The sequence below is a fragment of the Tissierellales bacterium genome, from assembly GCA_035301805.1.
In the GTDB taxonomy this organism is placed as follows: Bacteria; Bacillota; Clostridia; order Tissierellales; family DATGTQ01; genus DATGTQ01.
The window spans coordinates 1-21,531 of the sequence record DATGTQ010000267.1 but is presented as its reverse complement, the minus strand read 5'-3'; the positions used below and the strand labels follow the sequence as shown (position 1 = coordinate 21,531).

The following is a 21,531-nucleotide window of genomic DNA, read 5'->3' as shown; positions in this document are numbered from 1 at the left end:
CCATACCGAACACAGAAGTTAAGCCTCTCAGCGCTAATGGTACTTAGGTGGTGACGCCTTGGGAGAGTAGGACGTTGCTAGATTGTTACATATAAATTAAATTATGAAATCCCTATTTCGTAGGTCGAAGTAGGGATTTTTTATGTGTGAGAATTTAGGATTATTTAATAAGAAAAGAGCTAATAATGTGTTTAATATACTTCATAGTTTTTTTTACAGCCTCATCATAATCTATTTTTCCATTTATTATTTTAAACAGTATAGCTTCATATATAAGTGTTGCCAATTCATTAAGGCTTTCGGCATCTTCTTTTTTAATAAAACCTTCCTTCACACATTCATTTACAGTAGTCATACCCCTTTCATATATATTGTGTTTTACGAGCATAGTAGAAATATTATTACTTTGAATTTGAAGTTCCCCAGGAAAAATATCGTAATATTCTGCAATATAATCTTCGAAATCATTATCCAGGTTTGCAAAAAATATTGCATAATATATTTCAGGTTCTTTATATGAATAATGACAAAAACATTCCCATACCTTTAAAAACTTATCTAATGCATTATCTGCATCTTTTAAATACTGAGGTAGAGCTAAAACGTAATCCTTTATTTGTCCAATAGCAGCAAGAAATATGAGATGATCTAAGTTTTCAAAATAATTATATAGGGTGGCACTGTTATACCCTGCTATATCTGCAACCTTTCGTATTGTAACATTTTTAATTCCTTCCTCTTTTATAATTTTATCAGCTGCATTAATAAAATAAGTCATAGTCCTTTTTCTTTGTAGTTCTTTTTTAACCATTTACTTATCACTTCTTTCTATAAAATATACCTATAAGCACATATAGCCCTATGTATCATACCATAATATTTTAATTGTTACAAAAAAATAGATGTTTTTTTAACAATCATGATTGCACTGTAATCATGATTATGTTATCATACAATTAAATATATTAATAATATTAAATATACTATAAAAAATACTTATATTGATGAAAGGAGTGTAAAAAATGAAACTTGAATTAGGAAACTTTTATATTAAAGACATACTTTTTGGTGACAAGACTTTCTATTCACAAGGCATATTAACCATTAATAAAGAAGAAGCACTTAATGTAGTCAAGGAAGATGAACATATTACAGAGGCTGATCTATTTATTGTTAAGCCTGGAGACAAGGTTCGAATGGTGCCAGTAAAAGAAGCAGTAGAGCCAAGGGTTAGAGTTAATGGTGGACCGGTTTTTCCAGGAGTTACAGGAGAATTAATGAAGTCTGGGGATGGAAGAACATTAGCTCTTAAAGATTGCAGTGTAATAGTTGTTGGAAAACATTGGGGTGGTTTTCAAGATGGGCTTATAGATATGAGTGGAGAAGGGGCTAAATATACTTATTTCTCTCAGCTGAAAAATATTGTTCTAGTTGCAGATACAGATGAAGAATTTGAGAAAAAAGAACAACAAAAGAAAAATAGAGCTTTAAGATGGGCTGGAATGAGATTAGCTGAGTATATAGGTTCTTGTGTAAAAAATTTGGAACCAGAAAAATTAGAAACCTATACATTGGATCCTATTACTAAACGTACTGAAGAAGTAAATGATTTACCTTCTGTTGTACTAGTTCTTCAACCTCAATCACAAATGGAAGAATTAGGTTATAATGACTTAGTTTATGGATGGGATACTAACAAAATGCTTCCAACTTTCATGCATCCAAATGAAGTTTTGGATGGGGCAATAATATCAGGTAGTTTTATGCCATGTTCATCTAAATGGTCAACTTATGATTTTCAAAATTTTCCTATGATTAAAAGGTTATATGAGGAACATGGGAAAACATTAAACTTTTTAGGAATAATAATGTCAAACTTAAATGTTGCTTTAGACCAAAAAGAAAGGGCTGCAATATTAGTAGCTCAAATGGCTAAATCTTTAGGTGTGGATAGTGCAATTGTTGCTGAAGAAGGTTACGGTAATCCTGATGCAGATTTTATAGAATGTATAGTAGCTTTGGAAAATGCAGGAGTTAAAACTATAGGGTTAACTAATGAATGTACAGGTAGAGATGGAGCTTCTCAACCATTAGTTACTTTAGATTCAAAAGCAGATGCTATTGTATCCTGTGGGAATGTATCACAATTAATAGAACTTCCTCCTATGGAAACTGTGCTAGGTGAATTAGAATCTTTAGGAAGAGATGGATTTGCTGGTGGATGGTCTGGTGATGAAATACTTGGTCCATCTGTCAGAGAAGACGGCTCTATAATTATGGAAAATAATTCTATGTTTTGTGGTGACCAAGTTGTTGGGTGGTCAACTAAAACGGTAAAAGAATTTTAGGGAGGTGTTATAAATGAAAAAGGCAATACTTTATTTAAATCAGTTCTTTGGTCAGATAGGTGGAGAGGATAAAGCAGATTTTGCTCCTGTAATAAAGGCAGATTTAGTAGGTCCTGCAATAGAATTACAAAAACAGTTAAAGGATGATATAGAAATAACCCATACTATTATTTGCGGGGATAATTACATGGGTTCTAATACAGATGAAGCAATAGAAAAGATACTAGATTTCTTAAAAGATAAAGAATTTAATATATTCTTTGCTGGACCAGCATTTAGAGCAGGTAGATATGGTAGTGCTTGTGGTCATATATGCAAGGCGGTAAAAGAAAAATATAATGTGCCAGTTATATCTTCCATGAATGAAGAAAATCCTGGAGTAGAGATGTTTCATAAAGATATATACATTTTTAAAGGCGGAGCAAGCGCTGCTGCTATGAGAAAAGACATTAAGAAGATGGCGACTTTTGGTAATAAAGTATTAGATGGACAAGAACTTTTGCCTGCTAAGGAAGAAGGTTATTTTGGAAGGGAAATAAGACGTCAAGTATGGTTAGAGCCATCAGTTACAGCTGCAGATAGAGTAATAGATATGTTATTAAAGAAAGTTAAAGGGAAACCTTTCCAGACAGAATTACCAATACCAGAGAAAGATATGGTTCCTATAGCTACACCTATAGAGGATTTATCTAAGGCAAGAATAGCTATAGTTACTTCTGGAGGAATTGTACCAGTGGATAATCCTGATAGAATTCAATCTGCATCAGCTACTAGATGGGGAAAATATAATATATCCAATTTAGATAGATTGGAAAGTGGAGTCTATAAAACAATTCACGCTGGTTTTGATCCTGCTGCTGCAAATGCAGACCCAAATGTTATAGTTCCACTAGATGTAATGAGAAACTATGAAAAAGAAGGTAAAATAGGAAAACTTCATGATTATTTTTATTCAACTGTTGGCACAGGCACAACTCAAGGAGAAGCTGCTAGAATGGGTAAGGAAATAGCGGAGGATTTACAAGAATCTAAAGTTGACGGTGTTATATTAGTATCAACCTGAGGAACCTGTACACGTTGCGGCGCAACAATGGTAAAAGAAATTGAAAAAACGGGTATGCCTATAGTACAAATGGCTAATTTAATCCCTGTAGCTAAAACAGTTGGTTCTAATAAAATGGTTCCAACAATATCAATACCTTATCCATTAGGGGATCCAAGTACATCAAAAGATGAACAATGGAAATTAAGATATCATAGAGTTGGTATTGCATTAGAAGCATTAACCATAGATGTTAAGGAACAGACTACATTTAAGGTAAAATATTAATTAAATACCTAGAAGAGGATTATAATCTTCTTCTAGGTACAATGTTTTAGCTGATATAAATATGTTATAAGGGGGATTATTGTGAAAAAGCAAGATAATAAAGTATTTTATATCTCGATTATTATTGTATTGTTAATTTCTTTATGGGGAATTTTTGCACCTGAATCCTTAGGAAATCGGGCAGATAAGATATTTAATTTTTTAACAGATAAATTTGGATGGTTTTATTTGATTACTATGTTTTTCTTTGTCGTTTTTATAATGTTTATTGCCTTTAGTAGATATGGAAATATAAAACTTGGGCCAAATGATTCAGAACCGGATTATAGTTATATTAGTTGGTTTGCAATGCTATTTTCTGCTGGAATGGGGATAGGTTTGGTTTTTTGGGGAGTTGCTGAACCTTTAAATCATTATATTAATCCACCAGTAGGAATAGAGGCTGCTACATCTGAAGCTGCAAACTATGCAATTGCTTCATCATTTTTACATTGGGGAATTCATCCTTGGGCAAATTATGCCATAATAGCACTTCCATTAGCCTATATGCAGTTTAGAAAGAATAAACCTGGTTTAATAAGTAGTATTTTTATTCCTTTATTAGGAGAAAAAAAGGCTCAAGGTCCAATTGGTAAATTTATAGATATATTAGCTATCTTTGCAACAGTTGCTGGCGTTGCAACTTCTCTGGGTTTAGGGGTTCTTCAAATTAATAGTGGGCTAAATTATTTATTTGGGGTTCCCATAAATACATTTGTGCATATTTTAATAATTATTATTGTAACATTTTTATTTATGTTTTCAGCAATTTCAGGACTAGATAAAGGAATTAAAATTTTGTCTAATACAAATGTAGCGTTAGCTACAGCACTTATGGTGTTAACATTGATATTAGGACCGACAGTAAAAATATTAAACTCTTTTACAAATGGAATAGGCATGTATTTTTCAAATATTATAGAAGAGAGCTTTAAAATAAATGCTTTTGGCGATAATGGGTGGCTTAATAGTTGGAGAATATTTTATTGGGCATGGTGGATTGCATGGGCTCCATTTGTTGGTGTATTTATTGCCCGTATATCTAGAGGAAGAACTATAAGGGAATTTATTCTAGGAGTATCATTAATTCCTGCTTTAGGCTCTTTTTTATGGTTTGCAGTATTTGGGGCAGCTGGAATAAATTTAGGACCAGAAATTGCAGTAAAAGCAATTGAAGTTACTGAAACAGCATTGTTTGTAGTTATGGAACATATTCCCTTAGGAAGTATAATATCTTTAGTTGCAATAGTTTTATTATGTACATTTTTTGTTACTTCTGCCGATTCTGCAACATTTGTCTTAGGTATGATGTCTAGAAATGGAGATTTAAATCCTGATACTAAAACAAAAGTAATATGGGGGATTATTCAATCTTTAATGGCTCTTTCATTGTTATTAGCAGGCGGGTTACAAGTGCTTCAAACTAGCTCAATTGTAGCTGCATTTCCCTTTGCCTTTGTAATGATTTTTGCTTGTTTCTCATTCCTTAAAGAATTGAGAAAGGAAGATATTAGTGAAATAACAAAATATTAAGTAAAATGGAGATTAGATTTTATCTAATCTCCATTTATTTCAACTAGGGAACAAATATTCAGCATTTCTTCTTTTCTTGTATCCTTATAATTAGAAAACTTTTCAACATGGTCTGATTCACCAGTTAATGCAGATTAACCAATAAAAAATATTAACTTAGCCTTGCGATAAAACCTGCTCACCGCGTAGAGTGTTTCCACTCTCTTACGGCAGCAACCCATATTCTGTAGTAACCTCACCTACCAAGGTATATTTATTTTTGTTTTTGATTCTATTGAACATCATATATAAGAAAATAAAATATAAGGTTTTTCTAAAGTATAATTATTTTAACTTAACTTAAACTTAATGTTAATTATAAGACAAGACATTATTTTGTATAACTTTTTATACCGTAAACTATCATCACCTATAGAAGATAGGAAAATTTTTGCTAAAAAAGCTTAGAGTTAAATAAAATTATGAGAATAGGAAGATATAAGTGAGATTCTTTTAGAAAGTAAAGATCTTAATGTTAGAATATAAATTAGATATAAAATAAAAAACCAATTCAGTAGGAGTTGATATAATGTCATATGCAACTTTTTCATATATGTATATCTTTCTATAATTTTATAATCTGCAAGGTATCTTTTCAATAATACATAATTAAGATAAGCTTTTTTAATATATTATTTGCTCTTTAGACTAACTTTAACTTAATCTAGTTATAGGATAAGCCTCCTTAGGAATAGGATTAATTAGCATAAGATAGTGTAGCATAGTTTAGGGGGCATTATTATGAGAAAAGATTATTTAAGGCTGTCTTTCATATATGTTGGTACTATTATAGGGGCTGGCTTTGCATCAGGAAGAGAAATAGTAGACTTTTTTGGCATATATGGGGTGAAAGGTTTTTGGGGGATAATTATTAGTAGTATTTTATTCTCATTAATTGGATCTTTTTTATTAATACAAGTACATAAAAATAATATAAAAAATTATAAAGAATTGATTGATTATTTATTTGGGGAAAAAATAGGATTTGTAGTAGATACAATAATAACTTTTTCACTATTTACTGGATTCTGCGTTATGGTCTCTGGGAGTGGAGCTATATTTCATGAGGAATTTGGGCTTTCACTAAATATTGGAATATACTTAATGGCTATTATATGCTTTATAGTATTTTTATTCAGTTTAAAAGGATTGTCTTTTATAAATTCTGTTTTAGTTCCTATACTTATTATAGGAATAGTTTTTATAGGGCTTAATGTAGTATTAGAGGAAGGTCTAAGTTTTAGTAATATATATGGGGTAAATATGACTAATAAAGGGAATATAATAACTTCTTCTTTTCTATATGTAAGTTTTAATAGTCTTTTAATATTTGTGGTTTTTTCATCCTTAGGTCCACTTATTAAAGATAAAAAAGTGGCAATAAAAGGTGGAATTATTGGTGGAACTATACTTGGAATTCTTGGAATATTTATATTACTTCCACTTCTTATTCATTATTCTGAAGTCTATTCTTTGGAAATACCAATGCTTAAAGTTTCTGGGTATGCAGGGGGAATATATAGAAAGTATTTTAGTTTTATTATTTTGATAGCTATGTTTACTACTGCTATAGCTAATGGATTTGGTTTCAACGAAAGAGTATTAAAAGGAGAAAAGAATCCTTTGTTTTCTTTATTATTTTGTTTAATTTCCATTCCTCTTGCTAAATTAGGATTCTCTACTTTAGTAAAATTTCTATATCCTATATATGGATATATAGGTGTAACTATAATTATAATAATGATGTTGAAAAGTATTAGAACTTAAAAATTAATTAAGGTTGGCCTATTAGGCACTTCTATTATAAACCTAAATTAAGGTTGGCCTATCAGGCACTTCTATTATAAACTTAAATTAAGGTTGCCGGGGATGAGATCCCTTGATATTAAAAAGGGTATTTAACCTCTTTTAGCAAGAATTCTTCTATATTCTATAAGTTGGAGATGAATTACGAATACTCTAAAAATATGATAAAATTATATTATGATAGTTATTTGATAACTGGATATGTAGGGTTGCATAGAGAAACCGATTGATTGAAAATGCAATAACTAGGCTGTAAGTCATTCCTTCTATGTGTAAAATATCCAAGATACTAAAGATACTCATAATGTCGGTATCTAGGGCAGGAACTACCTGAGGTCAGGCTTGTGGAGAATACATAAGACCTAGTTATTGGGCAATGTTCTAGGAGACAGGAAGTCATCTACTTCTATAAGTAGGGTAATTCACGAATAGGAATATGAATACCAAGGGAAACTCTTGGTGCCATAGGGAAGTAACAAGATATTTTCACTATATAAAAGGTATGAATTTAGCATTACCGTTGATACCATTTCTTCCAATACAATTATTGATTACTCTAAATCCATCAACTATCTGTTCTTCATTTACAGTGCCAAAACTTATTCTTATATAGTTTTTATTTTTATTATTATTATCTATATAAAATATTTCCCCTGGCACTATAATTACATTATTTTTAGTACATTCTTCATATAATTCAAAGGTATTTATGTCCTTAGGTAGTTTAAGCCATAGGCTTAACCCACCTTTAGGCTCAGAAAAGGTGACATTATGTTTTTGTAATTTCTTTGCTTCATTAACTATAAGATTATATTTTTTATTATATACTGAAATAATATGTTCAATATGACTTTTCCATAGGTCTCTTCTTAAATAAAGATCGAAAGCCCTTTGAATAAATCCTGATGAAGATATATCTGTAAGGTGCTTTGCTTTTGTAATGTCCTTTAAAAGAATACATGGTACAGTTAAAAATCCTATTCTTATTCCAGGCATAAATATTTTTGAAAAACTTTTTATATAAATTACCTGATCCTGTCTATCCATAGCCTTAAGTGGAAGTTTTTCATGATCTGTATAATTTAAGTCAGATAAAAAATCATCTTCTATAATATATAAGTTATTTTTGTAAGCTATATTAAGTAGTTTTTCTTTCTTTTCTTCACTATAAGAATAAGTAGTGGGGCTTTGATAATTAGGCATAATATATAAAAACTTTGGATGATATTTATTTATATATTTTTCTAAAGTATTTAAGTCAATACCATTCTCTAATATAGGAATGCCAATGATATTTGCTCCCCTAGATTTAAAAGCAGCTACAGCTCCAGAATAAGTTGGATCTTCCAAAAAAACATAATCTCCTGGTTGAATTAATGTTTTAGCTACAATGTCAATTCCCTGTTGTCCACCAGAAATAATTTGTATCTGATTTTTATCTACATCTGTAGTATAATTTTTTTTAAGGAATATAGATATAGATTCTCTTAAAGGGGTATAACCATTTATTTCTGGATATACGAAAGCTTTGCCTTTATCTCGATCTAATACTTCAATTAAGACTTGTTTAAATTCTTCTATAGGAAATAGTTCTGGAATAGGAGATACACTAGCAAAATTAATACTATTCTTTGATAGTGTAAGTATACCGCTAGTCATTAAATCAATACTCTCATTCTCAATATATGGAAGATTCAAAGGGATAGATTTAGTAGATACATAGGTACCGCTACCTTCTTTTGAATATACTAAATCTTCTTCTTCTAAAATTTTGTAAGCATTTACAATAGTTATATTGTTAACCTTAAGTTTTTTTGCTAAACTTCTAATAGAAGGGAGTTTTTCTCCTTCCTTTAAATGGTTATTTTCAATTAGGTTTTTAATTTGAGTATATATTTGAATATATAAAGGAGTATTAATATTTTTATCTAATTTAATATCCATAACTATACCTCCAATAATAAATGTATCGATACATTTATTATACCAGAGATAGGGTTAAAGATAAAGTGTGCTATGAAGTTTAACGGAGAATTAAAATATATTATATTTAAGGAGAATTAGAAATGGAAAAAAGGGAAGTTAAGAAAGATAAAAAGGGATTTAAGATATTTCTCATAATATTTGGAATAGCTATTGTAGTAGTTTTTAAAACCGGGTATAAAGGAGAATTTGTTTCTAAGGTAGGTTCTTTATTTAAAATAAAGAAAACTTTCGAGACCGTTGAAACTATACCTATGAATTTTGAGAATGAAGAGGCAAATGTATATGGTAATATTATTATTAAAAAGGATGGTGGAAAATTATTAGCTTATGATTTAAATGGTTCAAAGAAATGGGAAAAAAATATAAATGTTGACGAAGGATTGGTTTTTCTAGGGAATAAATTTATCTATTTATGTAGTAAGGGGACAGGCCAGATAGAACTTTTAAACAATAATGGAGAAATAGCTCAAACTATTGAATCTAATCCACAAATTGCTAATATTACAGAGAAAAATGAAGATTTGGTGCTTTTATTTAAAGATGAAGGCCAGGAAAATATAGTTATTATGAATAATAATAACGAAATATTAGGTAAAAATTCAGTAAAGGGAGCACGTATTTTTTCAATAGCAATAAATAATAGTAAAACAAAATATGTTGTTTCTACTTTAAGTCATAAAGACGATGAAATCTCAAATTATCTCCATATTTATAAAATGGATGGCAAAGAAATTGAAAATATAGATTTTGGAAAAAACCTTATACTATATACAGAATTTATTACTGATGATATTATTGTAGTATTTACAGATGAAGAAGTATATTGTATAAAGGATGGAAAAACTCTTTGGACAAAAGAAATGGAAAAAGGGAAAGATATTTACATTGATGAAGAAAATAAAGAAATATACTTATTAAATGATAAAAACATTAAAGTTATATCAGATACTGGTGAAGTAGAAAGAGAAATAAGTCTATCGCAAGATTATAAAAGAATTCTTCCTTTTGATAAAGGATTTTTACTATATGGTGATGAACATGTTGCAGTTTTAGAAGAAGATAAAGAAATAATAAAGTATAAAAATGAAGAAAAAATAGAAGAAATAATTGTGAAAGAACCATATATTATATTATTTGATTTTGATAAAATAAATATAATGAATATAAAGACTAAATTATAAATTAAATTAAAGAATGGTGAAAATATGAGTGAAAATTGGATAGATTTTTTAATAATTATTTTATTAATATACAATGTTTGTAAAGGTCTTAGAAATGGATTTGTAAAATCAATATTTGGGATTGTTCAATTTGTATTGATTATATACACGATGAAAAGATATTATCCTTATTTTTATGGGTATATTAGGAATACACCAATATTATATAATAGTTTATTATCAGTTTTAAAATTTTTAATGGGTATAATATTTTATAGAAAAGTTAAAATTGATCCAAATTTTTTAGAGGGAATTGTTTTAGAAGGGGCTTTTAATATATTTATAAATATTATAGGGTTAGTTATTTTTTACTTTTTAATACACATAATATTGGGTTGGATTTTTAAATTAATTTCTTTTATATTTGAAGCACCTATATTGAAACAGGTGAATACATTGGCCGGTATAGTTTTTGGATTATTAAAAGGAATTTTAATAATCTATGTTCTGCTTACTTTGTTTACTTCAATTACAAAAATATATCCTGAAGGTTTTATTAGTATGGGTTTAAAAAACTCAATACTTTCAAATTATTTTGCAGAAAGTTATATTATATATAATCTGTTTAAGAATGAGATTAGGATAATATAAGGAGGGGTGGGTTTGATTAAAAAAGATTATGCATTAGGTATAGTGTTAATATTTGCAGGAATACTATTTTTACTGTTTAACTTAAATGTATTAAATTTTAATTGGCTTCTATTAATATTGTCTATAGCTTTTCTAGTGGTTTATTCCATGAAGAGGCAAACCAGTTATTTAGCAGCAGGTTTAATTTTATTGGGCATCTCAATAATAAATATAATGGATGAATATGCTTTTACAACAGTTAATATAAAAGGTTTCATATTTTTATGGATATTGGGGATTATCTCTTTAGTTATGTATTCAAGGCAAGGCACAAGAGGCTATTTAATTTTAGGTTCTATATTGCCAGCCATAGGTACATACAATTTAGTTGAAGAATTAAGTGTAACTAATGTATATTGGACTTTCTTTTTATTTATTGCTATAGCCTTTTATATAATATATAAAGTTGGATATAAACAGTTTGGTGTAGTATGGCCAAAAATTTTAGCAAAGATATTAGGAATATTATCTTTAATTTTCCTACTATCTTCTCAAAAACTATTGAAGTTTAAATTTTGGAAAGTAGTATCATATCTATGGCCAGCTTTGTTAATAATAGTTGGCGTAAGAATTATATATAATATATATCGGTTAAGAGATTAAAAAAAGGTTAAAAATAAAGAAAGATTAATCCCTAATATGTCTAAAGACTATAGAAGGGATTAATCTTTCACTTTTTATTCCAAATCTAATCCTTTTCTTATTTATTATTCTACTACTATTTCTACTTTTTCTCCATCTTCACTTTCAATGTCAACTATTTTTCCTTGGGCACCATCTTCAATAGCATTTAATATTTCTTTAAAATCTTCTTCATCTAACCCAGCATCTTTTAATTCAGGAACAAATTTTTGAGACATTTTCATTCCTACATTTATAAGGGATAGAGGGAGATTTACATTAACCTTTGTATCTTCATCTGGATCAAAAACTTTTATTTTTAACCATTTAGGATCATTGGTATAGGTATTTTCTATTTTTTCTCTTTCCTCTAAAGCGTTTAATAAATCTAGACCTTCATCAACAGTTATTTTATTTTCTTCCACCATTTTAAGAATTTGTTTCTTTTCTTCTTTCATTTTATTTACCCCCACTATTTAATTTTTATAGAGCCATTAGAAGTTTTGGCTAATATTTCTAAATGCTCTTTATTTTCACTGAAATTAAAGGTATTGGCAATAACTTTTTTTGGATCAAAATCTTTTTTAGTTGATTTTTATATATTAAATCAAAAATATCAATATCAATTGATCCAACGGAAGTTTTTAAATCTAAATACATATTTTCCAGATAAGAAGAAAATGAAATTGAAATGGAGCCATTAGTATTATCCATATCTAAAATATTAACATCTTCTCCTGACATATTCTCAGATATAATTTTGCCATTAGTTGTATTAATTTTAACATTTTCTCCTTTAATATTATCTAATTTAATACTGCTGTTTTTAGTAGTTGCAAATAAATTTTTACAATTAATATTATTGAATATAAAAGAACCATTGGATGTAGCTATATCAATATTTTGACTATTTAAGTTTTCTAAATCTGATATGTCTTTACCTATATTTGATTCTAGGCTATTTCGCCTATTTTCTTCTATAATTATGTCTTTTTTTCTTTATTATCTGAAAAGCCATCCTCAATATAGCCTTCTTCTAAAGCTTCTAATAGTTCTATAGCTTCTTCACTAGTAATTTTTCTTTCTTTAACCATTGTTAAAATCACTTTTCTTTCTTCATTCATTGTGGATCCCCTTACTCGCCATCTTTTAATAATTTTACAGCCTCTTCGGAGTTTATTTCACCAGTACTAAGCTTTTCTAAAACTTCTTTTTTATTTATTGTAGAAGTGTATTTAGGACTATGACCTAAAGCTTTAATAGTATCTTCTAACTTATTTCTAACAGTAGGATAGGAAATTCCTAATTCTTTTTCAATTTCTTTAATATTTCCTCTATTTTTTATAAAGACTTCTGCAAAATGTTTTTGTTCATTAGAAAGTTTACAAAATTTACAAAGTGTAAAATGTCCTTCTATATGGGTATCACAATAATTACAAGAAAGTTTTGTAACTTCCATAGGTTTTCTACATACAGGGCATTTACCAATAACTTCTTTTTCCATGTCAATCACCTTTTCTATAAAACTCTTATTCTAATATCCGTATCTTTCCCTTCCTGAACATGGACAAAATCAAAGGGACCACAATTTCTTAATTCATTAAAAATTATTTTTAATTCTATTTCTTCTAATACATCTATTATCATTTTAAAATCCTCATCTACTTCTTTTCCTCTTCTTGCAATAAATTTTGTAATGCTTATTCCTGTATTTGCTAAAAGATTTAAAAAAGAAAAATGTATACCAGGTAATTTTATAGAGGTATTACTACTTTTTTCTATTACAGTTATTTTTATTTTTGATGCTTTCCTTTTTTTAAATATATTTTTCTCTTTTTCTTTAATTAGATTAACAGCTTTTTCGGAACCTATCTTACCTTCATTAAGTTCTTTTAAGATTTCCCCAATATCATATTTCAAAAAAACTCCTCCCCTATAAAATATTGATTATAAACTTAGTATTAATAAGATTCTCAGGATATAATATAGTAAATACCATATTTAATAATATAATATTCTAATTTATTCATAATGTCAATAGGTTTATTAAAAATATTAATAGATATATTAAAAATATTAATTAATATTTTAATAATATTAACAAGCAATAAAAATAAGATTTAAAAGGGTATTAATCTTTTATATAATGAAATAAAGATTATATATTTTATCTATAATTATTAAGAATAACCCTTTTTCTTTATATAATATAGTTATATACTAGATAATAAGGAGGAATTAATAATGAAAAAAGAAATAGATGCGAGAGGTTTAGATTGTCCTAAACCTGTAATTATGACTAAAAAAGAATTAGACAAATTAAATGAAGGATTAATTACTACTATAGTAGATAATGAAATAGCAAAGGAAAATGTTTCAAAGTTAGCAAAAAGTCAAGGATATGAATATAATACCGAGGATATAAGTGATAAGGAATTTCATATTCATATTAAAAAAGGTGAAGGGGATATTAAAGTAGAAAGTAGTAAAGAAGGTAAATTTGAAGATTTAACTATTGCCTTTAGCTCAGAATTTATGGGAGAAGGTTCAGAAGAATTAGGTAAAATTTTAATGAAAAGTTTTATTTACACCCTTACTGAAGTAACCCCATACCCTGCCACTTTAATATTTTATAATGGGGGGGTACATTTAACTTGTGAAGGATCTGAGGTATTAGATGATTTAAGAAAACTTGAACAAGAGGGAGTAGAGGTAATTTCTTGTGGTACATGCTTGGATTTTTATAATAAAAAAGATAAAGTTAAAGTGGGAGATATATCTAATATGTACACAATATATGAATCCCTTAAAAATCCAGCAAAGACTATTAATATAGGATAGAGGTATGTTATAATGAAAAAAGAAGATTTTGGTGTTGTAACTTTTGAATCTACAAGTCATGCTATAAGGGGAGAAAAATCTCTTAAAGAAGAAAATATAAAAATTAAGACTATACCTACCCCTAGGGAAATAACTTCTAGTTGTGGTCTTTCTATTAGATTTAATTTGGAAGATTTAAATACAATAGAAAATGTTATTGAATCCAATAAGCTTGCAATAAGCGGTATATACAAGATGATTAAAGAAGGGCTTAAATATACGGTGGAAAAAATAAATTAGTAGGTGATAAGGGTATGGATAATGTAACAGAGGCATTTAAGACATTAGTTGAAGAAGATGGTAAAAACTTGCCTATAATAGGGAAAATTATTAGAATAGCTGTAATAATAGGATTAGTATATATTGCCATCAAGGTATTTAATAAAGTCATAGATAAATCCTTAGAACGTAGAAAAAAGATAAAGTTTGGCATGGATAAAAAAAAAGCCAATACCCTTGCTGGAATATTAAAAAACATTATTAAATATGTATTTTATTTTTTAGGTTTAATTGCTGTCCTGGATTTATTTGGAATTGAAACTTCTTCTTTAATAGCTACTGCTGGTATAGGTGGATTAGCTATAGGATTTGGTGCACAAAGTCTTGTTAAAGATATAATAACTGGTTTTTTTATAGTTTTTGAAGAGCAATTTAATGTAGGTGATTATGTTCAGATAGGGGAATACGAAGGAATAGTTGAAGAAATTGGGTTAAGAGTGACAAAAATAAGAGATTTTTCTGGTGAACTCCATATTATTCCTAATAGCAATATTATAGTAGTAACCAATAAGACTACGGGAGCTATGAGGGCTTTAGTGGAAGTAAGTATTCCCTATAATGAAGATATAAATAAAGTAATAAAGATACTAGAAGAAATCAGTGATGAAGTACGTAATTCATCAAATGACATTATAGAAGGACCTAATGTTTTAGGAATATCAGATTTAGGTGAATATAATACAAAATTAACTATAATAGCTAAAACTAGAGCCATGGCTCAATGGGAAGTAGAAAGAGAAATTAGAAAAAAGATTAAAGATGCTTTTGAAAGGGAAGAGATTCAACAACCTTATCCCAAAATTGTAATTATGGAAAATAAAGATTTAAAGGGTGAATAATTATGATTAGAAAATTTAATATTGGTGATATTGTAACACTAAAAAAACCTCACCCTTGTGGTGAAAATAAATGGGAAATTACCAGAATAGGTGTTGACTTTAAGCTTAAATGTTTAGGATGTGGAAGACAAATATGGATACCTAGAATTGACTTTGAAAAAAGGGCAAGAAAAATATTAATAAATGATAAATGGGAAAGTGTAAATAAAATATAATATTTAAAAAATATTATTTCTATCCTTGAAATATGAATATGTACATGGTATAATTCATAGAGTATATCCTTGCTCTAGATTTAGTTTAGAGCCGTTTAGTCCAAAGGGAGGTGACAATATGAGAAAATATGAAGCAGTGTTCATTTTTACGCCTGATTTAGAAGAAGAAAAAAGAAATACGTTATTTGATAGGTTAAAGGGCATAATGGAAGCTGATAGGACAATTAGCAATGTTGATGAATGGGGAATTAGAAAATTAGCTTATGAAATTAATGATTATACAGAAGGATACTATATAATTGTTAACTTTGAAGGGACCCCAGAAACAGTAAATGAATTGGACAGAATTTCAAAGATTTCTGACGGAATAATGAGACATATGGTAGTTAGAGAAGATGATTAATAGCCAAGGGTGGTGTTATTTTTGAATAATGTTATTTTAATTGGAAGATTAACGAGAGACCCAGAGCTTAGATTTCTTCCTTCAAGTGGAACCCCAGTATGTAATTTCTCACTTGCAATAGATAAACCCTTATCTAAAGAAAAAAAGCAAGAAATGGAATCTAGGGGCCAAGCTACGGCAGATTTTATAAATATTGTAGTTTGGGGGAGACTAGCTGAGAACTGCGCGAATTATTTGGCTAAAGGAAGATTGACTGCTGTCCAAGGAAGACTCCAATCTAGGAGCTATGATGACAAAAATGGTGTAAGAAGATATGTTACAGAAGTTGTAGCTGAAAGAGTAGAGTTCTTAGAATGGGGCGACAATGAAAATAGAAGTGGAGATTATGGCGGAACGAGTCCTGGTATTTCAGAGCCCGATTCATCAGGTATAGATGGCTTTGAACCTATAAATGATGATGAGATTCCGTTTTAAAAGGAGGCGATAAAAATGGGACAAAGAAGATATAGACCAAGAAAAAGAGTATGTAGTTTTTGTAGTGAAAAAATTGAAATAGATTATAAAGATGTAAATAGACTTAAAAAACATGTTACAGATAGAGGAAGAATCCTTCCAAGACGAATTTCAGGAACCTGTGCTAAACATCAAAGACAATTAACAAAGGCTATTAAAAGGGCTAGACAAGTAGCATTAGTACCATATAGTGCCGAATAAAGAGAGGGAAGCCTCTCTTTTTCTTTTAGGAAGTCTAAAAGGACTTTTAAAATAAAGGGTGAGAATATGAGAGAGGATAAAGACATAAATATTATTAAAAACTTAAAAACTATAGAATGGTTGAAAGCTGAGCAACTAAGTAGTGTAGCAGAACTTTTTCAAGTATTAAACTATGGTGATGAAGATTCTAAGGAAGAAATAATAAATATAATATCCAACACTATTTTAATTTCATATTTATTAGGTAAGAAATTAGGTATAAGTTATGAAAAAATGGACGCAAATATACAAAACAAACTAAGGCTTAGTTTAGCTGAAGAAAATAATAGAAGAGAATGGGTTGAAGACTTAAGTGGATTATTGGCTTATTTTATGGAAAAAGGATAGGAGTGTAAATATTGGGTTTTAATAACGATAATAACAATAATAATAAAAACAAAAGAACAAAAGCTTTTACTGAATCAGTTTTAATTGCTACTATAATGACTATATATATATTACTAGGATTATCTTTTATTCCTATAATAGCTATACTATATCCTATTCCTTTTGTAGTATTAGGAATTAAAAATGGAATTAAGCACAATATATTAAGTATATTAGCCTCTAGCATAGTTGTAGGAATATTAACAGACCCATATACCGGCGCTTTTATTTTATTAATTTTTGGACCTTTAAGTATAGTATTAACTTATTTAATAAAGAAGAAAAGATCATCTCAACATATTTTAGTAATAACTACTATTGTTTCATTAATATCTTACTTAATTGCTATACAATTATTAGGTAAAGTATTAGGTATAGATTTTGTAAATCAAATGGATGAAACTTTTAGGCAAGTTATGAAAATGCAAATAGATACTATGAAAGGCATGGGTTTATCAAAATATGAGTTGTATAAAACAGAGGGATTACTTAAAGATGCATTTGATTATATGATTCTTATATTGCCTTCAATGTTTATATTATTTTCTATGTTTACAGCATATTTAAATTTTTTAATATCATCATCTGTATTAAAAAGACTAGGTTATAAAGAAGTTAATATACCCAAAATTTCATATTTTAGACTGCCAGGTAGTGCAATATTAGGTACAATTGCTATGTTTTTAGGTTCCTGGTTATTAAAGAAGTTTGGGATTTTTTATCATGAGACTATTTTTATAAATGTAACAATGTTTGTGGCCTTTATATTTTTCTTACAAGGGCTAGCGGTCATTCTATATTTATTAAATAGAACAAAACTGTCTAGAGTACTAAAAACCATAATAATGGTGGTTATTGTTATACTTATTCCTTTAGGAGGCTTTATATCACTTTTAGGATTATTGGATGTAATATTCAATTTTAGAAGGATTTAGGGGTCAGTATAAAGTCTAAATAGGAGGTAAAAAATGCAAGATAGAGGTTTTTCAAAACCCCCAAATAAAACTAGATATTTATGGATAATAGGTATTCTTGTAATTATATTGGCAATATATGAACCAGTATTATCATTTATTGGCGGAATTTTATTGGCATATTTAATATATGATAACTGGAAATACTCCCATATACAAGAAGAAGAGTGGAGTAAATTTATTGAAAGTTATACTGAAGAATTTGATTCTGCTACAAAACATGCTGTATTTAATATGCCTTTTCCACTTACTATAATGGAAATAGATGGAACTGTGAGTTGGTATAATACAAAATTTTTAAATATAGTAGAAAAGAAAGATATATTAAATAAAAATATAAAAAATTTAATACCAGGTTTTAATTTAGAAGAAGTATTAAAAAAGGAAAAAGGTAGTTTTCTAGAAATTAATTTTAAGAAGAAGGAATATAAAGTATTTTTTAATATAGTAGAAGTAAATAAAACAGCTAGGGATGCAAAAAAAATCATTATGCTTTATTGGATAGATAATACAAGTTTCAGTTATCTTAAGGAAAGGTATAGTGATGAGAAATTAGTAGTATGTTTAGCTTATATAGACAATTATGATGAAGTTAAAAGTTCTACAGATGATGTAAATAGACCTATAGTATTGGCTGAAATAGATAAAAAACTTAATTCATATGCTAATGAAGTTTGTGGGTTTACAAGAAAGTATGAGAATGATAAATATTTGATTATATTTGAAAATAAATATTTAAGACAAATAGAAACAAGAAGATTTGATATTTTAGATGATATAAGAGAAATAAATTTAGGAAATAAAATTCCTATTACTTTAAGTATTGGAGTAGGAACTAATGGAAAGAATCCTATTGAAAGCTATAATTATGCAAAGGCAGCCATTGATATAGCCCTTGGTCGAGGTGGAGATCAAGCAGTAGTAAAGAAGATTGATAAATTAGATTTTTATGGTGGGAAGACTAAGGCTGTTGAAAAAAGAAATAAAGTTAGGGCTAGGGTAATATCTTATGCTCTAAGACAACTTATCGACCAATCGGAAAATGTATTTGTAATGGGACATAAACAGGCTGATATGGATTCTTTTGGTGCTTCTATTGGTGTTATGAAAGCTATAGAAATTAGGGGAAAAAAAGGTTATATGATTCTCGAGGGAGTTAACCCTTCTATAATTAATATATATGATAAAATGAAAAAAGAACAACCAGAATATCTAGACCGAATTATTACGCCAGATGAAGCTTTAGAAAAGGTAGAGAAAAATTCCTTATTAGTAGTAGTGGATAACCATAGGCCTAATTATACAGCAGCTCCTAAACTTCTGGATAAGATAGAAAAAGTAGTACTTATTGATCATCATAGAAGAGGAGTGGACTTTATAAAAGATCCTGTACTTTTATATTTAGAGTCCTATGCTTCCTCTACTTGCGAACTGGTAACAGAAATTCTATTTTATATGACAGATAAGTTAGAATTGACAAACTTTGAAGCAGATGCTTTACTTGCTGGAATAACCGTAGATACTAAAAACTTTACATTTCAAACGGGAGTGAGAACTTTTGAAGCCGCATCAATATTGAAAAGAGCTGGTGCAGATACTACTTCTGTAAGACAATTATTTAGGGATGATTTTAAGACCTTCATAAAAAAAGCAGAAGTTATTAAAGATACTTCTATAATATTTAATAATATAGCTATTGCAAAATTAAATTCGGTTTCTGAAGATTCAACACTTATAGCTGCCCAATCAGCCAATGAATTATTAACAATAAGTGGAATAGAAGCTTCTTTTGTATTAGCTAAAATTAATGGAAGAATTCACATAAGTGGAAGATCTTTAGGGGATATTAGTGTACAAATAATTTTAGAAAAATTAGGTGGCGGAGGTCATTTAACTAGTGCTGGAGTTCAATTGGAAGAAAGTATAGAAAATGCAGAAAAGTTATTAATTAATGCTATAGATGAATATTTAAGGGAAGGTGAGAAAAAATGAAAGTAATACTATTAAAAGATGTAAAAGGTTTAGGTAAAGAAGGAAATTTAGTTACTGTAAAGGATGGCTATGCAAGAAATTTCTTATTTCCAAGAGAGATGGCTACTGAAGCAACAAAGGGAAATATAAAAGAATGGAAACTAAGACAAAAAGCGGAGGAGAAAAGGGCAGAAGTTGAATACGAAGAGGCTTTAAAATTAAAGGAAAAGCTAGATAAAATAGAAATTCAATTTAAAAAGAAGGCGGGAGAAGAAGGTAGATTATTTGGTTCAATTACTTCTCAAGATATATCTGACGCTTTAAAAGAAAAGCATAATATAAACATAGATAAAAGAAAAATAGATATGAAGGATAATATTAAAACTCTTGGTACAACTATTGTAGAAATAAAGGTTTATCCAAATGTAGTTTCTAGTATAAAAGTTGATGTTGACCAAGAATAGGTAGGGTGGTTAAAATCGAAGCACAAGTATTAGGTAATGTTTCTCCACATAGTTTAGAAGCGGAACAATCAGTTTTAGGGGCAATGATAATAGACAAGACTGCAATTAATACGGCTATTGAAATATTAAAACCAGAAGATTTTTATAGAGAAGCTAATAGAGAAATATTTGAAACTATAATTAATTTATTCAATAAAAATGAGCCAGTAGACTTGATCACCTTACCAGAAGAACTAAAAAATAGGGGAACCTTAGAAAATGTTGGTGGATTAACATATTTAGCGAATCTTTCTAGTGGTGTATCTACTACTGCTAATACAAAATATTATTGTGAAATAGTTGAAGAAAAATCTATACTTAGACGTTTAATTAAAACTTGTGATGATATTGTAGGAAAAAGCTATGAAAGTAGTGAAGAAGTAGGTAGTATAATTGAACAAGCGGAAAAGGGAATATTTGATATAACTCAAGGTAGAGATAGGGAAGGCTTTGTACCTATAAAAGATGCACTTTTAGAAAGTTTTTCAAAGATGGAGGAAATGGCAACCAAAGGTGGAGGTATAACTGGACTAACTACAGGGTTTATAGATTTAGATAATAAGCTTTCAGGACTGCAAAAATCTGATTTAGTGTTATTAGCTGCGAGACCTTCCATGGGTAAAACTGCATTAGGTATTAATATTGCTTTGAATAGTGCCTTAAAAGAGGATGCAAAGGTAGCTGTATTTAGTTTAGAAATGTCTAAAGAACAGCTAGTACAAAGGATGCTTAGTTCTTTTGCTCATGTAGAACTTCAAAATATAATCAATGGAAA

Annotated in this window: 26 protein-coding genes and 1 rRNA gene; 20 read left to right on the top strand and 7 right to left on the bottom strand. The window is 28.7% G+C overall.

Going from position 1 to position 21,531, the window contains the following annotated elements; translation table 11 throughout:
- Positions 1-83 (top strand): 5S ribosomal RNA (rrf, locus tag VK071_13265); the annotation flags it as partial.
- Between the two features lie 77 nt (positions 84-160).
- Here rrf and VK071_13260 read toward each other — a convergent pair.
- A complete protein-coding gene (locus VK071_13260) occupies positions 161-811 on the bottom strand; it encodes a TetR/AcrR family transcriptional regulator (GenBank protein HLR36282.1) in 651 nt (216 codons plus the stop codon).
- Positions 812-1,022: 211 nt separating this feature from the next.
- Between VK071_13260 and VK071_13255 the strand changes: the two genes are divergently transcribed.
- From VK071_13255 to VK071_13240, 4 genes are all read left to right on the top strand, one after another.
- Entirely contained in the window at positions 1,023-2,348 is a 1,326-nt protein-coding gene (locus tag VK071_13255; protein HLR36281.1) for a glycine/sarcosine/betaine reductase component B subunit, read from the top strand.
- A 13-nt stretch (positions 2,349-2,361) separates the two neighbouring features.
- Entirely contained in the window at positions 2,362-3,678 is a 1,317-nt protein-coding gene (gene grdH, locus VK071_13250; GenBank protein ID HLR36280.1) for a betaine reductase selenoprotein B, read from the top strand.
- An 81-nt stretch (positions 3,679-3,759) separates the two neighbouring features.
- A complete protein-coding gene (locus VK071_13245) occupies positions 3,760-5,250 on the top strand; it encodes a BCCT family transporter (GenBank protein ID HLR36279.1) in 1,491 nt (496 codons plus the stop codon).
- A 780-nt stretch (positions 5,251-6,030) separates the two neighbouring features.
- Positions 6,031-7,056: a hypothetical protein gene (locus tag VK071_13240; GenBank protein ID HLR36278.1), complete on the top strand. Its 1,026-nt coding sequence runs from the start codon at positions 6,031-6,033 to the stop codon at positions 7,054-7,056.
- Positions 7,057-7,584: 528 nt separating this feature from the next.
- Here VK071_13240 and VK071_13235 read toward each other — a convergent pair.
- On the bottom strand, positions 7,585-9,039 hold the full coding sequence (locus tag VK071_13235; protein HLR36277.1) for a PLP-dependent aminotransferase family protein: 1,455 nt from the start codon (positions 9,037-9,039) through the stop codon (positions 7,585-7,587).
- A gap of 122 nt (positions 9,040-9,161) precedes the next feature.
- Here VK071_13235 and VK071_13230 point away from each other — a divergent pair, with 122 nt between their 5' ends.
- The 3 genes from VK071_13230 to VK071_13220 are packed head-to-tail and all read left to right on the top strand — an operon-like array spanning position 9,162 to position 11,534.
- Positions 9,162-10,262: a DUF5711 family protein gene (locus VK071_13230; protein ID HLR36276.1), complete on the top strand. Its 1,101-nt coding sequence runs from the start codon at positions 9,162-9,164 to the stop codon at positions 10,260-10,262.
- Between the two features lie 24 nt (positions 10,263-10,286).
- Positions 10,287-10,892, top strand: a complete 606-nt coding sequence (locus tag VK071_13225) for a CvpA family protein (GenBank protein ID HLR36275.1) — start codon at positions 10,287-10,289, stop codon at positions 10,890-10,892.
- A gap of 12 nt (positions 10,893-10,904) precedes the next feature.
- A complete protein-coding gene (locus VK071_13220; protein HLR36274.1) occupies positions 10,905-11,534 on the top strand; it encodes a hypothetical protein in 630 nt (209 codons plus the stop codon).
- Between the two features lie 104 nt (positions 11,535-11,638).
- Here the strand turns inward: VK071_13220 and VK071_13215 are convergent, their stop codons facing one another.
- Genes VK071_13215 through VK071_13195 form a run of 5 tightly spaced genes read right to left on the bottom strand, consistent with a single transcriptional unit; the run spans position 11,639 to position 13,472 of the window.
- Positions 11,639-12,010, bottom strand: a complete 372-nt coding sequence (locus tag VK071_13215) for a hypothetical protein (GenBank protein ID HLR36273.1) — start codon at positions 12,008-12,010, stop codon at positions 11,639-11,641.
- Between the two features lie 58 nt (positions 12,011-12,068).
- A complete protein-coding gene (locus tag VK071_13210; GenBank protein HLR36272.1) occupies positions 12,069-12,533 on the bottom strand; it encodes a DUF4097 family beta strand repeat-containing protein in 465 nt (154 codons plus the stop codon).
- Between the two features lie 2 nt (positions 12,534-12,535).
- Positions 12,536-12,676: a hypothetical protein gene (locus tag VK071_13205; GenBank protein ID HLR36271.1), complete on the bottom strand. Its 141-nt coding sequence runs from the start codon at positions 12,674-12,676 to the stop codon at positions 12,536-12,538.
- Positions 12,677-12,687: 11 nt separating this feature from the next.
- Positions 12,688-13,056: a DUF2089 domain-containing protein gene (locus VK071_13200; protein HLR36270.1), complete on the bottom strand. Its 369-nt coding sequence runs from the start codon at positions 13,054-13,056 to the stop codon at positions 12,688-12,690.
- A gap of 14 nt (positions 13,057-13,070) precedes the next feature.
- On the bottom strand, positions 13,071-13,472 hold the full coding sequence (locus tag VK071_13195) for a hypothetical protein (protein ID HLR36269.1): 402 nt from the start codon (positions 13,470-13,472) through the stop codon (positions 13,071-13,073).
- A gap of 324 nt (positions 13,473-13,796) precedes the next feature.
- Here VK071_13195 and yedF point away from each other — a divergent pair, with 324 nt between their 5' ends.
- The 12 genes from yedF to VK071_13135 all read left to right on the top strand — a co-directional run.
- Positions 13,797-14,393, top strand: coding sequence for a sulfurtransferase-like selenium metabolism protein YedF (gene yedF / locus VK071_13190; GenBank protein HLR36268.1), 597 nt, complete (start codon positions 13,797-13,799; stop codon positions 14,391-14,393).
- A 12-nt stretch (positions 14,394-14,405) separates the two neighbouring features.
- The gene (locus VK071_13185) at positions 14,406-14,672 is read left to right on the top strand and encodes a DUF3343 domain-containing protein (protein HLR36267.1); all 267 of its coding nucleotides are present in this window, start codon (positions 14,406-14,408) and stop codon (positions 14,670-14,672) included.
- Positions 14,673-14,686: 14 nt separating this feature from the next.
- Positions 14,687-15,550, top strand: coding sequence for a mechanosensitive ion channel family protein (locus VK071_13180; protein ID HLR36266.1), 864 nt, complete (start codon positions 14,687-14,689; stop codon positions 15,548-15,550).
- Positions 15,551-15,555: 5 nt separating this feature from the next.
- A complete protein-coding gene (locus VK071_13175; GenBank protein ID HLR36265.1) occupies positions 15,556-15,765 on the top strand; it encodes a DUF951 domain-containing protein in 210 nt (69 codons plus the stop codon).
- 118 nt (positions 15,766-15,883) lie between these two features.
- A complete protein-coding gene (gene rpsF / locus VK071_13170; GenBank protein ID HLR36264.1) occupies positions 15,884-16,168 on the top strand; it encodes a 30S ribosomal protein S6 in 285 nt (94 codons plus the stop codon).
- Positions 16,169-16,189: 21 nt separating this feature from the next.
- Positions 16,190-16,642 carry a single-stranded DNA-binding protein gene (locus VK071_13165; GenBank protein ID HLR36263.1) on the top strand — a complete coding sequence of 151 codons (453 nt, stop codon included), beginning with the start codon at positions 16,190-16,192 and terminating at the stop codon, positions 16,640-16,642.
- Positions 16,643-16,657: 15 nt separating this feature from the next.
- Positions 16,658-16,882 (top strand): 30S ribosomal protein S18, encoded by a 225-nt coding sequence (rpsR, locus tag VK071_13160; protein HLR36262.1) that lies wholly within the window; start codon positions 16,658-16,660, stop codon positions 16,880-16,882.
- Between the two features lie 66 nt (positions 16,883-16,948).
- Positions 16,949-17,269: a MazG-like family protein gene (locus VK071_13155; GenBank protein HLR36261.1), complete on the top strand. Its 321-nt coding sequence runs from the start codon at positions 16,949-16,951 to the stop codon at positions 17,267-17,269.
- Between the two features lie 11 nt (positions 17,270-17,280).
- Positions 17,281-18,243, top strand: coding sequence for a YybS family protein (locus tag VK071_13150; protein ID HLR36260.1), 963 nt, complete (start codon positions 17,281-17,283; stop codon positions 18,241-18,243).
- A 33-nt stretch (positions 18,244-18,276) separates the two neighbouring features.
- Positions 18,277-20,274, top strand: coding sequence for a DHH family phosphoesterase (locus VK071_13145; GenBank protein ID HLR36259.1), 1,998 nt, complete (start codon positions 18,277-18,279; stop codon positions 20,272-20,274).
- Positions 20,271-20,717, top strand: a complete 447-nt coding sequence (gene rplI, locus VK071_13140; GenBank protein HLR36258.1) for a 50S ribosomal protein L9 — start codon at positions 20,271-20,273, stop codon at positions 20,715-20,717. The genes VK071_13145 and rplI overlap by 4 nt, the downstream gene beginning before the upstream one ends.
- A 5-nt stretch (positions 20,718-20,722) precedes the next feature.
- Positions 20,723-21,531: DnaB-like helicase N-terminal domain-containing protein (locus VK071_13135; protein ID HLR36257.1), on the top strand; the 809-nt coding region annotated here is incomplete at its 3' end.